We start from the raw sequence: 15,413 nt of genomic DNA on the forward strand, positions 1-15,413 counted from the left end.
TGGCTGCGGGGGTCGGTATTCTTGCGGATGGACGCCTGACATTAGCCTGCATAGGAAACCCCGTGACACCACCCCGCCGAATGACGCTCAAGGACCTTGCCCGTGAACTCGGCGTCTCCACTGCCACCATTTCCAACGCCTTCAACCGGCCCGACCAACTGTCTCCCACACTGCGCGAACGCATCTTGAGTGAAGCGGCCCGCCTGGGATACAGCGGTCCGGATGCCAAGGCCCGCAGCCTGCGCACCGGCCGTTCACGAATTGTTGCCGTGGTACTGGCAGAGAGCCTTACCTACAGCTTGAATGATGCCGTGGCCAGCGAGTTTCTCTCCGGCGTCGCCGAAGTTCTCGACGCCCATGGGCATACGCTGTTGCTGCTGCCGGGGCGTGGACACGATTCGCAACCAGCGGGCTCGGCTAATATCGCCGATGGCTTCATCGTCTATGGTTTGATGCCCAATAACCAGCTGTTGCAGCGGCTGCCAACCCATCGTCCGCTCGTCTCGGTCGATTTTGACGTAGAAGGCTGCCCAACGGTTCATATCGACGATACCGAGGCTAGCTACCACATCGCCTGCCATGCCCTCAAGCAGCCATCAAAGCGACCAGCGATTATTAACCTGCGCTTGACCAAGGAACCCTGCAACGGGCGCGTGACGCCCGAGCACACCCTGCTGCCCAACACCAGTACGATCAGCCGCGCACGGCTGGAAGGTTTCCATACCGCGCTCAGCGAACACGGCGTGGATGCACAACAGGTACCGCTGTGGAATATCGAGGAGAATACGTTCGAGGTGTGTCGCCCGGTATTGGCAGAAATACTCGATCAACCTGAGCACCAGCGTCCCGACCTGCTGTTGTGCATGTCGGATCGCATTGCCTTGACGGCCCTGACGCTGGCCGAGCAGCGCGGCATCCGGGTACCCGAGGAGCTGCGTATCACCGGCTTTGACGGGATTGCGGAAGGCCAGTACCGAGCCCCCCGTTTGACGACGGTTAGGCAGGATAGCGAAGGCAAAGGGCGGGTGGCGGCGCAGATGATTCTCGGCCTGAAGCCCGCCGAGCAACAACGGTTGAAAACGGAGTTATTGCTCGGCGATACCTGCCCCTGACCAGTTGAATTACTTGGCGGCGGCCTGCATGGCTTCCGCGGTATCCAGCATGCGGTTGGAGAAGCCCCACTCATTGTCGTACCAGGCCATGATTTTCACCAGCCGCCCGTTAACACGGGTATGGTTGGTATCGAAAGTGGACGAGTTGGCGTCGTGGTTGAAATCGATAGACACCAATGGCTGGGCGTTGACCGCCAAGACCGGTGAATTGACTGCCGCTTTTTCAACGACCGCGTTGATCTCTTCTGCGGTGGTGTCACGGCCCGCAGTAAAGGTCAGATCCACCAGCGAGACGTTGATCACCGGCACGCGCACTGCCAGACCATCGAACTTACCCTCAAGCTCGGGCAGCACCTTGCCGACGGCAGCCGCGGCACCCGTCTTGGTCGGAATCATCGACTGGGTCGCACTGCGCGCCCGGTAGGGGTCAGTGTGATAGACATCCGACAGGTTCTGGTCATTGGTATAGGCATGCACCGTCGTCATCAGGCCATTCTCGATACCCACTGCATCGTTCAAGGCTTTGGCAACCGGCGCCAGGCAGTTTGTTGTGCAGGAGGCATTCGAGACCACTTTATGGTCAGCGGTGAGTGTTTCTTCATTGACGCCGTATACAATCATGGCATCGGCATCAGAACTGGGTGCTGAAATCAGCACACGCTTGGCCCCCGCCTCGATATGCTTGGCGGCCGCTTCGCGCTTGGTGAACAAGCCGGTGCATTCCATGACGATATCGATGTCCATCGACGCCCAGGGCAATTTAGCGGGATCCCGCTCGGAGGAGATCGCGATGCGGTCGCCGTCGACGCTGATGCTTTCCGCGTCATGATCGACCGAATACGGAAAGTGACCGTGGACGGTGTCATGGCGAAGCAGGTGGGAGTTAAGCGACGGATCGCCGAGGTCGTTGATCGCGACGACCTGCATACGATCACGGTAGCCGTTTTCGTAAAGGGCACGCAGTACGTTACGGCCAATGCGACCGAAGCCGTTGATAGCGACTCTTATTGTCATGGAGCACCTCACCTTTGCAGAGAACGTTTGTAACAAAAATACATAGCGGATCTTTGCTACGCAACCGGTTCTATATTCTGTAAAAAGTTACTAAAAATACGTATTTAAGCACCCTAATGAGACGCTTTGCGGAGCCAAAGTCCTCAAAAAGGCTGCCTTTCAATCAATATGTAGTAAAATTACTATATAGACGCTATCGTAGTCCACAACTTAATAGCCTGCAATTTCAATATCCGCGCAGCGCCAACAATAACCATGGCCGACCCAGGAGAATGTGCAATGACGAGCCAAATCCTCTCACTCCCCTTACGCCGCACCAAGATTGTCGCCACGCTAGGCCCCGCAAGCGACCGACCCGGTGTACTGGAAGCCATGCTGAAAGCCGGTGTCGATGTCGTTCGCCTGAACTTTTCCCATGGCGCCGCGGACGACCATCGCCGCCGCCTGCAGGACGTTCGCGAGATCGCCCAGCGACTGGGGCGTAGCGTCGCCGTACTGGGCGACCTTCAAGGGCCTAAAATTCGCATTTCACGCTTTCAGGATGGTGCCATCCACCTCACCCACGGCCAGCCGTTCATCCTCGACATGGCGCTCGGCACTGACCAGGGCAACCAGGAACGGGTCGGCTGTGACTACAAGTCGCTGATCGATGACGTCACCGCCGGCGACCGCCTGCTGCTCGACGACGGTCGCGTGGTCCTGGATGTCACTCAAGTGGTTGACCAGGAAGTGCACACACGGGTTCACGTGGGCGGCAAGCTGTCCAACAACAAAGGCATCAACAAGCAAGGCGGGGGCCTCTCCGCCCCGGCGCTCACTGAAAAGGACAAGGCCGACCTGGTCACCGCTCTGGATATCGGCGTGGACTACCTGGCGGTTTCCTTCCCGCGTAGCGCCGCCGATATGCAGGAGGCACGCACCCTCCTGGGTGAGGCTGGCAAGGACATCGGCCTGGTTGCCAAACTCGAGCGCGCCGAAGCCGTGGCCAACGACGAAACCCTGGATGGCATCATCCAGGCCTCGGAGGCCGTGATGGTGGCGCGTGGCGACCTGGGCGTGGAAATTGGCGATGAAGCACTGATCGGCACCCAGAAGCGCATCATCAAGCACGCCCGCACCCTGAACCGTGCGGTGATTACCGCGACCCAGATGATGGAGTCGATGATCGAGTCGCCGCTGCCCACCCGGGCCGAGGTGTTTGACGTGGCCAACGCGGTGCTGGATGCCACCGACGCGGTGATGCTCTCCGCCGAAACCGCCGCGGGGGATTATCCGGTGGAGACCATCGAGGCGATGAACCGCGTCTGCCTGGGCGCCGAACGCGAGCGCATTGCCCAGGAGTCGAGCCACCGCATTCACGAAGGCTTCGAGCGCATTGACGAGACCATTGCGCTGTCTGCCATGTACGCGGCCAACCATCTCGAGGGTGTCAGCGTGATTGCCTGCATGACCGCCACGGGCTATACGCCACTGATTGCATCGCGCATTCGCTCCAAGCTGCCGATTGTCGGCCTGGCCCATAGCCCCATCGCTCAGCGCCGCATGGCGTTGTACCGGGGCGTGGTCTCGATACCCTTCGACACGACCCACATGCAGGCAGAAGACGTCAACGGCGAGGCGCTGAGATTATTAAAAGCCCACGGCTTGGCGGACCCCGGCGAGCATGTCATTCTCACTCGAGGCGACCATATGAACGCCCATGGCGGCACCAACACCATGAAGGTGTTAGCCGTTGCGTCCGAGTCGCCATGATCCTGCTTTGGAGATCCATACCATGAACGATGCGCGCCCCCCTCGTCAGGCAATTCGCAAGCTCCAGGCCCGCAAGCGGATTGCGCTGATTGCCCACGACGGCAAGAAAACCGAAATGCTTGAGTGGGCGACGCGCTGGAAGGACACGCTGAGCCGCCACGAACTGCTTGGCACCGGCACCACGGCAAAACGCTTGCACGACGCACTGGGACTGCCTATCGAAGGATTGATGAGCGGGCCGCTTGGCGGTGACCAGCAGATTGGCGCACGCATTGCCGAGCAGGCGCTCGACGTGCTGATCTTTTTCTGGGACCCGTTCGCGCCCCAGCCCCACGACCCGGATGTCAAAGCGCTACTGCGCCTTGCGGCACTTTGGAACATCCCGGTAGCGTGCAATGCCGCCAGCGCCGACTTTGTGCTTTCCTCGCCTTATCTGGATGAAAGCTACGACATGTCGATACCCGACGCAGATGCTTGGGCCGAAGCCCGCAAGGATTGACTGACCAGCGGCGAGTCGTTGGCCGCTTGATTTCAGGCCATCATTTGCGCACCGGGATGACGGGTGCGCATATGGCGTGCCACCACCTGCTGACCGCATTGGGGCTCGCCCTCTGTCGCGGCCAGGGCACAGCGTAGCGTCAACTCCGCGATGCGGTCGTAATCCTGCGGTGCCGAGTTGATCGGCTGAGGCAAAAAATCCAGCAGGCGATGATCACCAAAGGTGGCCAACCGCATCCCTTCCGGCAACCCTCCTCGCTCCAGAAAGACGTCAAACACACCTTCCAGCAGCGTATAGGACGCGGTAACCAACGCATCGGCTCCCCCCTCTTCATCCAGCAGCTTGACCGCCAGGCGGGCGCCTTCGCTACGCTCATAGTGCGTACCGCATAAATACAGCGGCGTTATGGACGTGCCCGCTAGCGCCTGCTGAAACCCGGCCCGGCGCTCACGGCTGATGGAAAGGTCTGGCATTGCCTCGAGCCATGCAACGCGCTGGGTAGCCGGGTCAATCACCGAGTGGGTCAGCGCCAGCGATGCCTGACGGTCGTTACTGACCACGCTGGCAAAGTGTTCAGGGTCCAGCCCCCGGTCCATTCCCACCACGCTCCAGCCTTCTTTTACCAGGTCCGCGTAAAACGGATCGTCGCTGGCCAGACAACTCGCCGTGATAAGCACTTCACAGCGCTGGGCGCGCAACGCGAGCGCCAGCGCCCGCTCGCTTTCCGGGCAATCGTCGGAGCTCACCACCAGCAGTTGATAGCCGCGTTCGCGAGCGCCCCGCTCTATACGCTTGGCAAGCCGCGCGTAACTGATGTTTTCCAGGTCAGGTACGATCAACCCCAGTAAACGACTGGCCCCCCGGCGCAGGGCGGCGGCCTGGGGGTCGATGTGATAACGGTGCTGGCGAACGACCGCCATCACCTTGTCGATGGTCGCTTGGCTAATGCGGCGTTTTTCGGCCTGGCCATTAATCACATAGCTGGCGGTGGTACGTGATACCCCGGCAAGCCGGGCAATATCGGCAAGTGTCATGAATTTCCCCTCTGATTGCCGCCAGTTTAACAGTCGACAGACGCCCATCAGACCAAAGTCTAGGCGCGAACCTCTTGTGTCCCGAAGTGAATCGATTCAGCATAGCCAACTATACACAGATGACACGATTCATCCAGCTCACTTCGGTGCGCTACGACCATGGTTCTACACGGAGACACCTATGCTGACGCTCGGCTCTGATGACATATTGCTGGACTGCCATGCTGACGACTGGCGAGCAGCTCTCAACAGCGCCGCCGATGCGCTGGTGGCGGCGGGGTTTGTCGAACCCGACTATCGTGACGGCTTGCTCGACCGGGAAGCCCAGTCCTCGACGTTTTTGGGCAATGCCATCGCTATCCCCCACGGCACCCCGGAAAGCCGCCAATACGTCAAGCAAACCGGGGTACGCGTTTTACAGTTTCCCCACGGGGTTCAATGGCACGATGGGCAGCAGGTGCACGTGCTGGTGACCATTGCCGCACAAAACGACGAGCACCTCGACATCCTGCGCCAGTTGACCCATGTACTGGATCGCGAGGGCGTCGCTGAGCAGCTGGCTGACGCCACCTCCGCCGCCGATGTGGCGCGCCTGCTTTCCAAGCCAGCCGTGATGCCACGTCTGGATAACGACACCCTGTGCGTTAGCTTCCCCGCCAAGGACTTGCAGGAATTGACGTTAGCCGCTGCCGCACGACTGCGCCAAAGCGGCTGCGTCGATAATACGTTTATCAGCGCCATTGCCTCCGCTGAGCCCACCTGGCTGGGTAACGGCCTGTGGCTGGCAAGCCACGCTCACGGGGTTACCCAGCCCGCTCTGGGTGTTGCAACCCCGGCGGATACATCACTGAATCATCACGGCCATCCCGTTCATGCCTTGTTCTGCCTGGCGGCCAGCGGTGAAAGCCATCGTTCACTGCTCGAGCAATTATTGCCTCTGCTGGACCACAACGACAGCGAGAGCCTGGTCAACAACACCAGTGCCCAGTGGCTGGCCACCCTGGCGGGTGAAACCGCCAGCACGCAAACCCAGCGCGCCCGCGTATTGAACCCTCACGGCCTCCACGCTCGCCCGGCCAAGCAACTGGTCCAGAACGCCCGCGCCCAGGCGGTGCCGATCAACGTTCGCCTTGAAGAAGGCAGCGCCACGCCGGTTTCCGCCGCCAGTCTGACCAAGGTGATTGGTTTGGGCGCACGGCGGGGCCAATGGCTGGTATTTTCTGCCGAAGGCGAGCAGGCAGGCCAGGCACTCGCGGCCGTCAGCGAGGCCGTCGAGTCCGGCCTGGGCGAGAAAGTTGCCGCCTTTGACGGCGGCCGGGAAAGCGTCTCTCCCGCTACCGACAGCACCAAGCCCGCCGTGGAACCGCTGGCTGACGATACGCCGCATACCGGCGTGGCCGCCTCGCCGGGGCTTGCCATCGCGCCGGTGTTCGTCATCCGCCCGCCGAGCTTTGAATACCCGCAGCACGCCGACGACCCCGAGCATGAAGTGACGCGCCTGCGCGAGGCGCTGAAAGAAGGCGCCGACCAGCTGGAAACGCTGGTACACAACGCGCCGGGCGGTGAAGTCGCTGACATTCTCTCCATGCACGAAGAAATGCTCGACGACCCGGAGCTGCACCAGGCCGCCATCGACGCCATCCGCGAAGGGGCCTCGGCAGAGGCTGGCTGGTGGGAAGCCATCGACACCGCCGCCCACGCCCAGGAAATGCTTGCCGACCGGCTACTGGCCGAACGCGCCGCCGACCTGCGCGACGTGGGCCGCCGAGTCCTCGGCGTACTGTGCGACGTCAAGCTGCCCGCGCCGCCCGACCATCCGTATATTCTGGTGATGGACGATATTGGCCCCTCTGATGTCGCACGGCTGGATACCTCGCGAGTGCGTGGTCTGCTCACCGTTCGCGGCGGCGCTACTGCGCATAGCGCGATTCTGGCCCGCGCGTTAGGCATCCCGGCGGTTGTCGGTGCCGGTGACGCCGTCATGGCGCTACCTGACGGCGGCATGATGATTCTCGATGGCGAACGCGGGCGGGTCACTCACAAGCCTTCGGAAGACCGCCTGCAGCGCGCCGAGCAGCAGTTGCTTGACCAGCAGCAGCGCGAAGCCGACGCCTGGGAAACGCGCTTTGAAACGGCTCAAACCCAGGATGGTCACCGGGTCGAAGTCGCCGCCAACCTGGGCAACACCGCGCATGCCGAAGACGCCGTCGAGCGTGGCGCCGAAGGTGTTGGCCTGCTGCGCACCGAGTTCCTGTTCATGGCCCACGCCAGCGCGCCGGATCTGGCGACCCAGATCGACGAATACCGCCAGGCGATTGACGCCCTCGGCGGCCGCCCGCTGGTGGCCCGCACGCTGGACGTCGGCGGCGACAAGCCGCTGCCCTACTGGCCGGTACCGCAGGAAGACAATCCCTTCCTTGGCCTGCGCGGCATTCGCCTGGCGCTGACCCAGCCGGAAGTGCTCGAAACCCAGTTACGCGCGCTGTTGATGGCCGGTAAGGATAGCCCTCTGCGCATCATGCTGCCCATGGTCAAGGACATCGCCGAGTTCCGTGCCGCCAAGGCGATTTATGACCGGCTACTGAGCGAGATCGCCCCGTCTCAGCGGGCCACCGACGTCCAGCTCGGCGTGATGATCGAGGTGCCTTCCAGTGCCCTGCTGGCGCCGTCGCTGGCCGCCGAGGTGGACTTCTTCTCGGTGGGCACCAACGATTTGACCCAGTACACCCTGGCCATCGACCGCGGTCATCCGGAGCTATCCGCCCAGGCCGACGGCCTGCATCCGGCGGTGCTGCGTTTGATCCAGATGACCGTTGATGCCGCCCATGCCCAGGGCAAATGGGTGGGTGTCTGTGGCGAGCTAGCCTCTGACGCCATGGCAGTGCCCGTGTTGGTGGGCCTGGGCGTTGACGAGCTTTCTGTCAGCGCCCGGCAGATCCCGCTGGTCAAGGCGCGGCTGCGCGAGTTTGATCTGGCGGATGCCCAGGCCAGCGCTCAATTGGCACTGGCCCAGGCCACCAGCGATGACGTACGCGACGCGCTGGAGGCTCGCTGATGGCCCGTGTGCTATGCATTACCCTCAACCCGGCATTGGACCTGGCGTTCAGCCTTGACCAGCTCACGCCAGGGGCAGTTAACCGCCCCCATAGCGCCCAGCTGGAGGCCGCGGGTAAAGGCGTCAATGTTGCCCGGGTACTGGCAGGGTTAGGCCATGACGTGACCGTGAGCGGCTTTCTGGGTGCTGATAACGACGCCCCTTTCGCACTGGCCTTTCAGCACGCCACCTTGCATGACGACTTCGTGCGTGTTGCGGGTGAAACACGCATCAATGCCAAGCTTGCTGAACAAAGCGGCCGGGTCACCGACATCAACGGCCCCGGCACGCCGATCACTTCAAACGATCTGCAACGTTTAACGGCAAGGCTGGATGCACATTTATACGGCGCCGCGCCGCCTCACGCGGTCGTGGTGGCGGGCAGCTTACCGCCGGGGCTCAGTCTCGATGACTTTCGCGCTTTTCTCCAGCACATGAAGGCCAGCGGTGTTCCTCTCTGGGTGGATACCAGCGGCGCGGCGCTTAGCGCCGCCATTGAGATACAGCCCACCGCCGTCAAGCCCAACGAGCTTGAGCTTGCACACTGGCTCGGTGAGCCGCTTGAAACCCGTCATGCGCTGACCCAGGCGACACGTCGTCTGCATCAAGGCGGCGTGGAACAGGCGCTGGTCTCTGCCGGTGCCGATGGTGTGCTTTGGGTTAACGCCCAGGGCAGTTGGCAGGCAACGCCACCCTTAGTCACCGCCGTCAACACCGTGTGCGCCGGCGATACGTTCGTCGCGGGCATGCTCCACGGCCTGCTCAGCGGCCACGACCCCGAGAAAACCCTTCGTTTCGCCACGGCATTATCCGCCGATGCGGTTCGCCATGTGGGCGTGGGCAACCCCCAGGCCGACGACTTCGACTCACTCCAACAACAGACCCGGGTACGGCGTCTTGATGACACCACCACCGAGGGAGCTACGCTATGAATGTAATTCTGATTACCGCCTGCCCCAGCGGCATGGCGACCACCTTCCTCGCCGCCAAGCGGCTGGAGCAAGCCGCCGAACGCCAAGGCTGGCACGTTCATGTGGAAATGCACGGTGAGCTGGCACCGCTTCAGGCGGCCACCGCCGAGCAGATTGCCAACGCCGATCTGATCGTCGTCGCCGCGGATCACGTGCCAGCCCCCGAGCGCTTTGAAGGCAAGCGGCTCTATCAAGCGCCGATTGCCGACGCGCTCCCTGACCCCAGTGGCTTTTTGGCCACCGCGAAACGCGATGCGCCGCTCTATCAAGCGCCCACGGATGCACCCGCTGCCAACTCTACGGCGCCAACCGCCGCTGAAGGGCAGAATATTGTCGCCGTGACCGCCTGCCCGACAGGCGTTGCCCATACCTTTATGGCTGCCGAAGCGCTAGCGGAAGCAGGCAAGGCCATGGGTCATGCGATCCGCGTTGAAACCCAGGGCTCGGTAGGCGCCCAGGATCAACTGAAAGAACAAGAGATCGCCGACGCCGATGTAGTCGTGCTGGCCTGCGATATCGACGTTGACCCTACCCGCTTTGCGGGCAAACGCATTTATCGCACCTCTACCGGCAGTGCCCTGAAAAAACCACGCCCAACCCTGGAAGCCGCCCTTGTCCACGCCAGTGTCGAAAACGGCAACCAGGCCAGTACCAGCAGTGAAGGCAAAAGCGTCAAGGAGAAAGGCGTCTACAAGCACCTGCTGACCGGCGTATCCTTCATGCTGCCGATGGTGGTGGCGGGTGGTTTGCTGATCGCGCTGTCGTTTGTGTTCGGTATCAACGCCGCCGAGGAAGAAGGCTCGCTGGCCGCCGCGCTGATGAAAATCGGCGGCGGCACCGCCTTCGCGCTGATGATCCCGGTACTCGCGGGGTATATTGCCTACTCGATTGCCGACCGCCCCGGTATCGCGCCGGGCATGATTGGCGGCATGTTGGCCGCCGATATTGGCGCTGGTTTTATCGGCGGTATTCTGGCCGGCTTCCTGGCCGGTTACGTCGCCCTGGCGGTTACCCGTTATGTCAAGCTGCCTTCGAGTATCGAGTCACTCAAACCGATTCTGATTATTCCACTGATCGCCAGCCTGGTCACCGGCCTGGTAATGATCTATATCGTCGGCGAGCCAGTGGCGGGCATTCTCAACACGCTGACCAACTTCCTTGAGACCATGGGCTCTGCCAACGCGGTATTGCTGGGTATTCTGCTGGGCGCCATGATGTGTTTCGACCTGGGCGGCCCGGTCAATAAAGCCGCCTATACCTTTGGCGTCGGGCTTCTGGCCTCGGAAACCTATGGTCCCATGGCGGCGATCATGGCCGCTGGCATGGTACCTGCCATCGGTATGGGCATTGCCAGTCTGGTGGCGCGCAACAAATTCTCGGCGCCCGAGCGCGAGGCAGGCAAGGCCTCCTTTGTGCTGGGTATGTGTTTTATCAGCGAAGGGGCGATTCCGTTTGCCGCCAAAGACCCCCTGCGGGTAATCCCTGCCTGCATGCTGGGCGGTGCCGTTACCGGCGCACTTTCCATGCTGGTAGGCGCTAAACTGATGGCACCCCACGGTGGTATCTTCGTACTGCTTATCCCCAATGCCATCACCCCGGTCTTTCTCTACCTGGGCGCCATTGTGGTGGGCTCACTGATTACCGGCCTGAGCTATGCCATGATCAAACGTGGCGCCACCCAGGTGGCCATTGCCAGCTAAGCCATACCAGGCGGGCCAAGGCCCGCCTTTTTCTTGAGACAGTTATTGGTTTTATTACCGCGCAACACGCTTTTGTTTACGGTGGTTTGCCACAGTGCGCGTTTTATGTAGTATTTTTACACACATAACATCAAGACAACTTGCCGATCTACAACAACGGACACCGCTATGTTTCAGTTAACCCGCAGTGTGACGTGGCAGGCACTCGAACGCCTGCGCGACAAAACCGCTAACGACCGCATTCGTGACTACTTCACCAATGACCCGCAGCGCTTTGAAAAAATGAGCCTGCGGGTGGGCGGCCTTTTCCTCGACTACTCGAAGCACCACGTATCCGACGAGGTCAAGGCCAAGCTGATCGAGCTGGCCGACCACTCCGCCCTGGTGCAGCGCCGAGCGCAGATGTTCTCGGGCGATATCATCAACGTCACCGAAGACCGCCCGGTACTTCACACTGCGCTGCGCCACCTGGGCGACGAGCCGGTGTTTGTCGATGGCAAGGATGTAATGCCCGAGATCACCCGCACCCGCGAGCAGATCAAGCAGTTTTCCGAGGCGGTGCGTAGCGGTGAGTGGAAAGGCTATAGCGGCAAACGCATCAAGGACGTGGTCAACATTGGCATCGGCGGGTCGGACCTGGGCCCCAACATGGCCGTCCGTGCGCTATTGAAGTACCGCCACCCGGAGCTGCACTTCCACTTCGTTTCCAACGTGGACGGCACCCATATCCAGAAGGTGCTTTCGCGTCTCGACCCGGCCACCACGCTGTTCATCGTCTCGACCAAGACCTTCTCCACCCAGGAAACCCTGCTCAACGCCAAGACCGCGCGGCGCTGGTTCCTGGAGAACGCGGGCGAAGATGCCGATGTGGGCGCACACTTTATTGCTGCCTCCACCAATCGCCGCGCGGCGATGGAGTTCGGTATTCGTGAAGAGAATGTGTTCGAGTTCTGGGCCTGGGTCGGCGGGCGTTACTCCATGTGGTCATCCATTGGCCTTCCCATCGCCCTTTCGATTGGCTTTGAAGGCTTTATCGAGCTGCTGGAAGGCGCTCACGAGATGGACAATCACTTCATTGAAGCGCCCTTCTCCGAGAACATGCCGGTACTGATGGCGCTGATTGGCATCTGGTATATCAATTTCATTGGTGCGGAAACCCAGGCCATCGTGCCCTACGACCAGGCCCTGCACCAGTTGCCTTCGTTTCTCCAGCAGCTGGATATGGAGTCCAACGGCAAGTCAGTGGACATCTTCGGCCATCCGGTGAATTACAAGACCGGCCCGATTGTCTGGGGCCAGACCGGCTCCAACGGTCAGCACGCTTTCTTCCAACTGCTGCACCAGGGCACGCGCTACGTGCCCATCGACTTTATCGCCTCACTCAAGCCCGAGCCGGGTGTCGAAGACCACCACTTCGCGCTGCTGACCAACATGCTCGCCCAGGCCAACGCCTTTATGGAAGGCAGCCAGGGAGACAGCAAGGAGCTCAGCCAGCACGATCCCTACAGCTGCCCCGGCAACCGCCCATCAAGCACCCTGCTGCTGGACGAGCTGACGCCGAAAAACCTAGGTGCCCTGATCGCGCTTTACGAACACAAGGTGTTCGTACAGGGCGTTATCTGGAACATCAACTCCTTCGACCAGTGGGGCGTTCAGCTAGGCAAGCGCATCGCCGGCGAAATCAGCGAACGCATCGACACCAACGCCGCCGACTTCGACGCCTCGACCCAGGGACTGCTGGAGCTGCTGCGCGGGCACTTCCCCGGCAATGGGAGAAGTGAAGAGAGCGCCGAAAAAGCCAACGACGATAAAAAAACCACACGGAAAAAACGCTAAGCGCTAGCGCGTAACGTGCTGGATAACGCGAAACGCCTTGGCTTGAGAGAGCCAAGGCGTTTTTCTTGCCATTGCACGACTGACTTGGTCGTAGCGACGCTATTCAATCTCTACCTGCCGCCGGATCTTTGGCCAGTCAGCTTTGAGCTCAATTCATGGCTTATCTTCCACCACCTGCGTACTTACTCTTCTTAGAATGTCTGATTTAACTTCCTGGTTTTATAGTTGTGCTGTAGAACGCTCACTGACATTCTCTTTCGCTAATTCGATGACCGCATGCCCCAGTTGAACCAAGGTGGCGAAATTGGGGGTGGTTTCTGGCTTTAGAGAACGATAGGCGCTGGTACGGCTTTTGATACCTGCTTTGGCAATGACCTGGCTATGCCCGAACTGCTCCACGTAGGAACGAATAGCCGCCTGTAAAATGTCGGGACGCCCTTCCTGCATAGAGTCCCATGAGGCTTGCTTGATAACGTCTTCCATTTCCTGCACGTTGAAGTGAGTGGCTGCTGTTTTCTGCACGCCTTTTGTCACTGCACGCAGGGTGCTCGCAGAAAGCTCATTGCCATGCCAGTTGAGCGACCCATCCGCGGTTAGTGAGAACTTTTGGAAGTCTTTAATCCCTGAAAAAGGCGCCTTGCTAAAATAGCCTGATAGATCAGCAACACCATGAAAACCATCGCTAAAAACCAGTTCAAGCGTATATGGCCCAACCAGATCCACATCAATGATTTTTAACATATGTCACCTAATTTGCCTGGGTTTTCACCATTGACTGCTTTCTGCCACATATGCATTAGCTGCTCCCGATGCTCAGCAATGTGGTTTTCTGCCCGCTTACGATGCTTATTGGGCAGATATCCCTCCAAGCACTCACCTGACTCAATCGCGATTATCAGTTCATAGCCACCATATTTGACGTGCAGGTGAGGAAGCTTGTGCTGCTTGTTATCAAAAAAATACATACAAAATGAAAGCCCGAGCAGAGCATCAATCTCTGGCATGCCCCCTCCTTGAATGGCACTCTGAAGATAGAATAGCACCGTATCCTAAAAGAGACAAAATAACCATCATTTTTCGACCTCATCCGGAATCATCGCCAGCAGAGCGGTAACGCCAATATCCACACCGGCTTTAGAGAATTAAGGCGGCCACCTGTCCTCGGTGATGGGGTTGGTGATTGAAGAAGTAAAAATTTAGCACTTAAGCCCTTTTCCCTCGCCTTGCGTCTTTTTACAAACGCCATATACTGTATATATAACCATATATTAACGGGGGTGGCAGATGACGGCTTTTCATTACGCTGATGGCAGCTCCTCTGTACGCAAAGGACGCGGGGCTACCTACGACCCGCACAATCGGTTTGCGCCCAGTCATAGCGTTGCGGAAGACGATGGCTGGTGGCGGGAGGAAGCATCCACCACCATCGCCACCGAGGTACGCGAAGAGGTGAGTAAAAGCGCCCTGTCGTGGAACACCTCGCCGGATTTGCCGTTTGACCGCTCACTGAATCCTTATCGCGGCTGTGAGCACGGCTGCGTTTACTGCTATGCCCGCCCCTCCCACGCCTACTGGGATTTATCGCCAGGGCTGGATTTCGAAACCAGGCTGATTGCCCGCAGCGGTTTGGTGGAGCGGTTAACCGACGAGCTTTGCCACCCTAATTACGTATGCCGTCCGATTAACCTTTCCGGCAATACCGACTGTTACCAGCCACTTGAGGCAAAACACCAAACCACCCGCCGCTTGCTTGAGTTGTTATTGGAATGTCGACATCCGGTCACCATCGTGACCAAAAGCAGCCTGATACTGAGAGACCTTGAGTTACTTTCGGAAATGGCCGAACACCGTCTGGTGCGAGTGTTTATCAGCCTTACCAGCCTGGATGCCAACCTGAAACGCACCCTGGAGCCGCGCACGGCGTCGCCTCAGGCCCGCCTGAAAGTCATCCGCGAGCTGAACACCGCGGGTATTCCTGTGGGCACCCTGGTTTCGCCGATCATCCCTGGGCTGACCGATCATGAGATCGAGCGGATTCTGGAAGCCGCCAGTCGCGCAGGGGCGCGCACCGCCACCTGGATGCTGTTGCGCCTGCCCCATGAAGTGGCGCCATTGTTCGAGGCATGGCTGGAAGCCCACTACCCTGAACGGGCAGCCAAAGTGATGAGCTTGATTCGCCAGTGCCGCGGCGGAAAGGATTACGACGCCCGCTTTGGCAAGCGTTTCCGCGGTGAAGGGGTGTTTGCCGAAATGATTGGCCAGCGGTTCAATCGTGCCAGTCGCCAGTGGAAATTGCAGTCCCGCACCGAGCAGGGATTGAATACCCGCGATTTCCGCCCGCCGCGCGCGCAAGGGGATTTATTCTATTAGACTGGGCGGCGTTACTCTCGACACCCATAAA

General features: G+C 60.0%; 12 protein-coding genes. 8 read left to right on the forward strand and 4 right to left on the reverse strand.

What is annotated here, in order from left to right; translation table 11 throughout:
- The first annotated feature begins 62 nt into the window (after positions 1 to 62).
- Entirely contained in the window at positions 63 to 1,112 is a 1,050-nt protein-coding gene (locus BMX75_RS14995; protein ID WP_245748589.1) for a LacI family DNA-binding transcriptional regulator, read from the forward strand.
- A gap of 9 nt (positions 1,113 to 1,121) precedes the next feature.
- Here the strand turns inward: BMX75_RS14995 and gap are convergent, their stop codons facing one another.
- The gene (gap, locus tag BMX75_RS15000) at positions 1,122 to 2,126 is read right to left on the reverse strand and encodes a type I glyceraldehyde-3-phosphate dehydrogenase (RefSeq protein WP_092829295.1); all 1,005 of its coding nucleotides are present in this window, start codon (positions 2,124 to 2,126) and stop codon (positions 1,122 to 1,124) included.
- 279 nt (positions 2,127 to 2,405) lie between these two features.
- Between gap and pyk the strand changes: the two genes are divergently transcribed.
- Positions 2,406 to 3,878 carry a pyruvate kinase gene (pyk, locus tag BMX75_RS15005; protein ID WP_092829297.1) on the forward strand — a complete coding sequence of 491 codons (1,473 nt, stop codon included), beginning with the start codon at positions 2,406 to 2,408 and terminating at the stop codon, positions 3,876 to 3,878.
- A 22-nt stretch (positions 3,879 to 3,900) separates the two neighbouring features.
- On the forward strand, positions 3,901 to 4,377 hold the full coding sequence (locus BMX75_RS15010; RefSeq protein ID WP_092829299.1) for a methylglyoxal synthase: 477 nt from the start codon (positions 3,901 to 3,903) through the stop codon (positions 4,375 to 4,377).
- Positions 4,378 to 4,409: 32 nt separating this feature from the next.
- Here BMX75_RS15010 and cra read toward each other — a convergent pair whose 3' ends face one another.
- Positions 4,410 to 5,411: a catabolite repressor/activator gene (gene cra / locus BMX75_RS15015; RefSeq protein ID WP_092829301.1), complete on the reverse strand. Its 1,002-nt coding sequence runs from the start codon at positions 5,409 to 5,411 to the stop codon at positions 4,410 to 4,412.
- 181 nt (positions 5,412 to 5,592) lie between these two features.
- On the opposite strand from cra, the gene ptsP reads away from it, so the two are divergent.
- The 4 genes from ptsP to pgi all read left to right on the forward strand — a co-directional run bounded on the left by ptsP (position 5,593) and on the right by pgi (position 13,012).
- The gene (gene ptsP, locus BMX75_RS15020) at positions 5,593 to 8,466 is read left to right on the forward strand and encodes a phosphoenolpyruvate--protein phosphotransferase (RefSeq protein ID WP_092829303.1); all 2,874 of its coding nucleotides are present in this window, start codon (positions 5,593 to 5,595) and stop codon (positions 8,464 to 8,466) included.
- Positions 8,466 to 9,437, forward strand: coding sequence for a 1-phosphofructokinase (pfkB, locus tag BMX75_RS15025; RefSeq protein ID WP_092829305.1), 972 nt, complete (start codon positions 8,466 to 8,468; stop codon positions 9,435 to 9,437). Before ptsP ends, pfkB begins: the two co-directional genes overlap by 1 nt.
- Positions 9,434 to 11,176 carry a PTS fructose-like transporter subunit IIB gene (locus BMX75_RS15030; protein ID WP_092829307.1) on the forward strand — a complete coding sequence of 581 codons (1,743 nt, stop codon included), beginning with the start codon at positions 9,434 to 9,436 and terminating at the stop codon, positions 11,174 to 11,176. Before pfkB ends, BMX75_RS15030 begins: the two co-directional genes overlap by 4 nt.
- Before the next feature lie 168 nt (positions 11,177 to 11,344).
- Complete coding sequence (pgi, locus tag BMX75_RS15035; RefSeq protein WP_092829309.1) at positions 11,345 to 13,012, forward strand: glucose-6-phosphate isomerase; 1,668 nt, start codon at positions 11,345 to 11,347, stop codon at positions 13,010 to 13,012.
- A 219-nt stretch (positions 13,013 to 13,231) separates the two neighbouring features.
- Here pgi and dhiA read toward each other — a convergent pair whose 3' ends face one another.
- Positions 13,232 to 13,753: a type II toxin-antitoxin system antitoxin DhiA gene (gene dhiA, locus BMX75_RS15040; protein ID WP_092829311.1), complete on the reverse strand. Its 522-nt coding sequence runs from the start codon at positions 13,751 to 13,753 to the stop codon at positions 13,232 to 13,234.
- Positions 13,747 to 14,016, reverse strand: coding sequence for a type II toxin-antitoxin system toxin DhiT (dhiT, locus tag BMX75_RS15045; RefSeq protein WP_066317314.1), 270 nt, complete (start codon positions 14,014 to 14,016; stop codon positions 13,747 to 13,749). Before dhiT ends, dhiA begins: the two co-directional genes overlap by 7 nt.
- 280 nt (positions 14,017 to 14,296) lie before the next feature.
- Here dhiT and BMX75_RS15050 point away from each other — a divergent pair, with 280 nt between their 5' ends.
- On the forward strand, positions 14,297 to 15,382 hold the full coding sequence (locus tag BMX75_RS15050; protein WP_092829313.1) for a PA0069 family radical SAM protein: 1,086 nt from the start codon (positions 14,297 to 14,299) through the stop codon (positions 15,380 to 15,382).
- The last annotated feature ends 31 nt before the right edge of the window (positions 15,383 to 15,413 follow it).

It is taken from the genome of Vreelandella subterranea (assembly GCF_900111305.1).
Classification (GTDB): domain Bacteria; phylum Pseudomonadota; class Gammaproteobacteria; order Pseudomonadales; family Halomonadaceae; genus Vreelandella; species Vreelandella subterranea.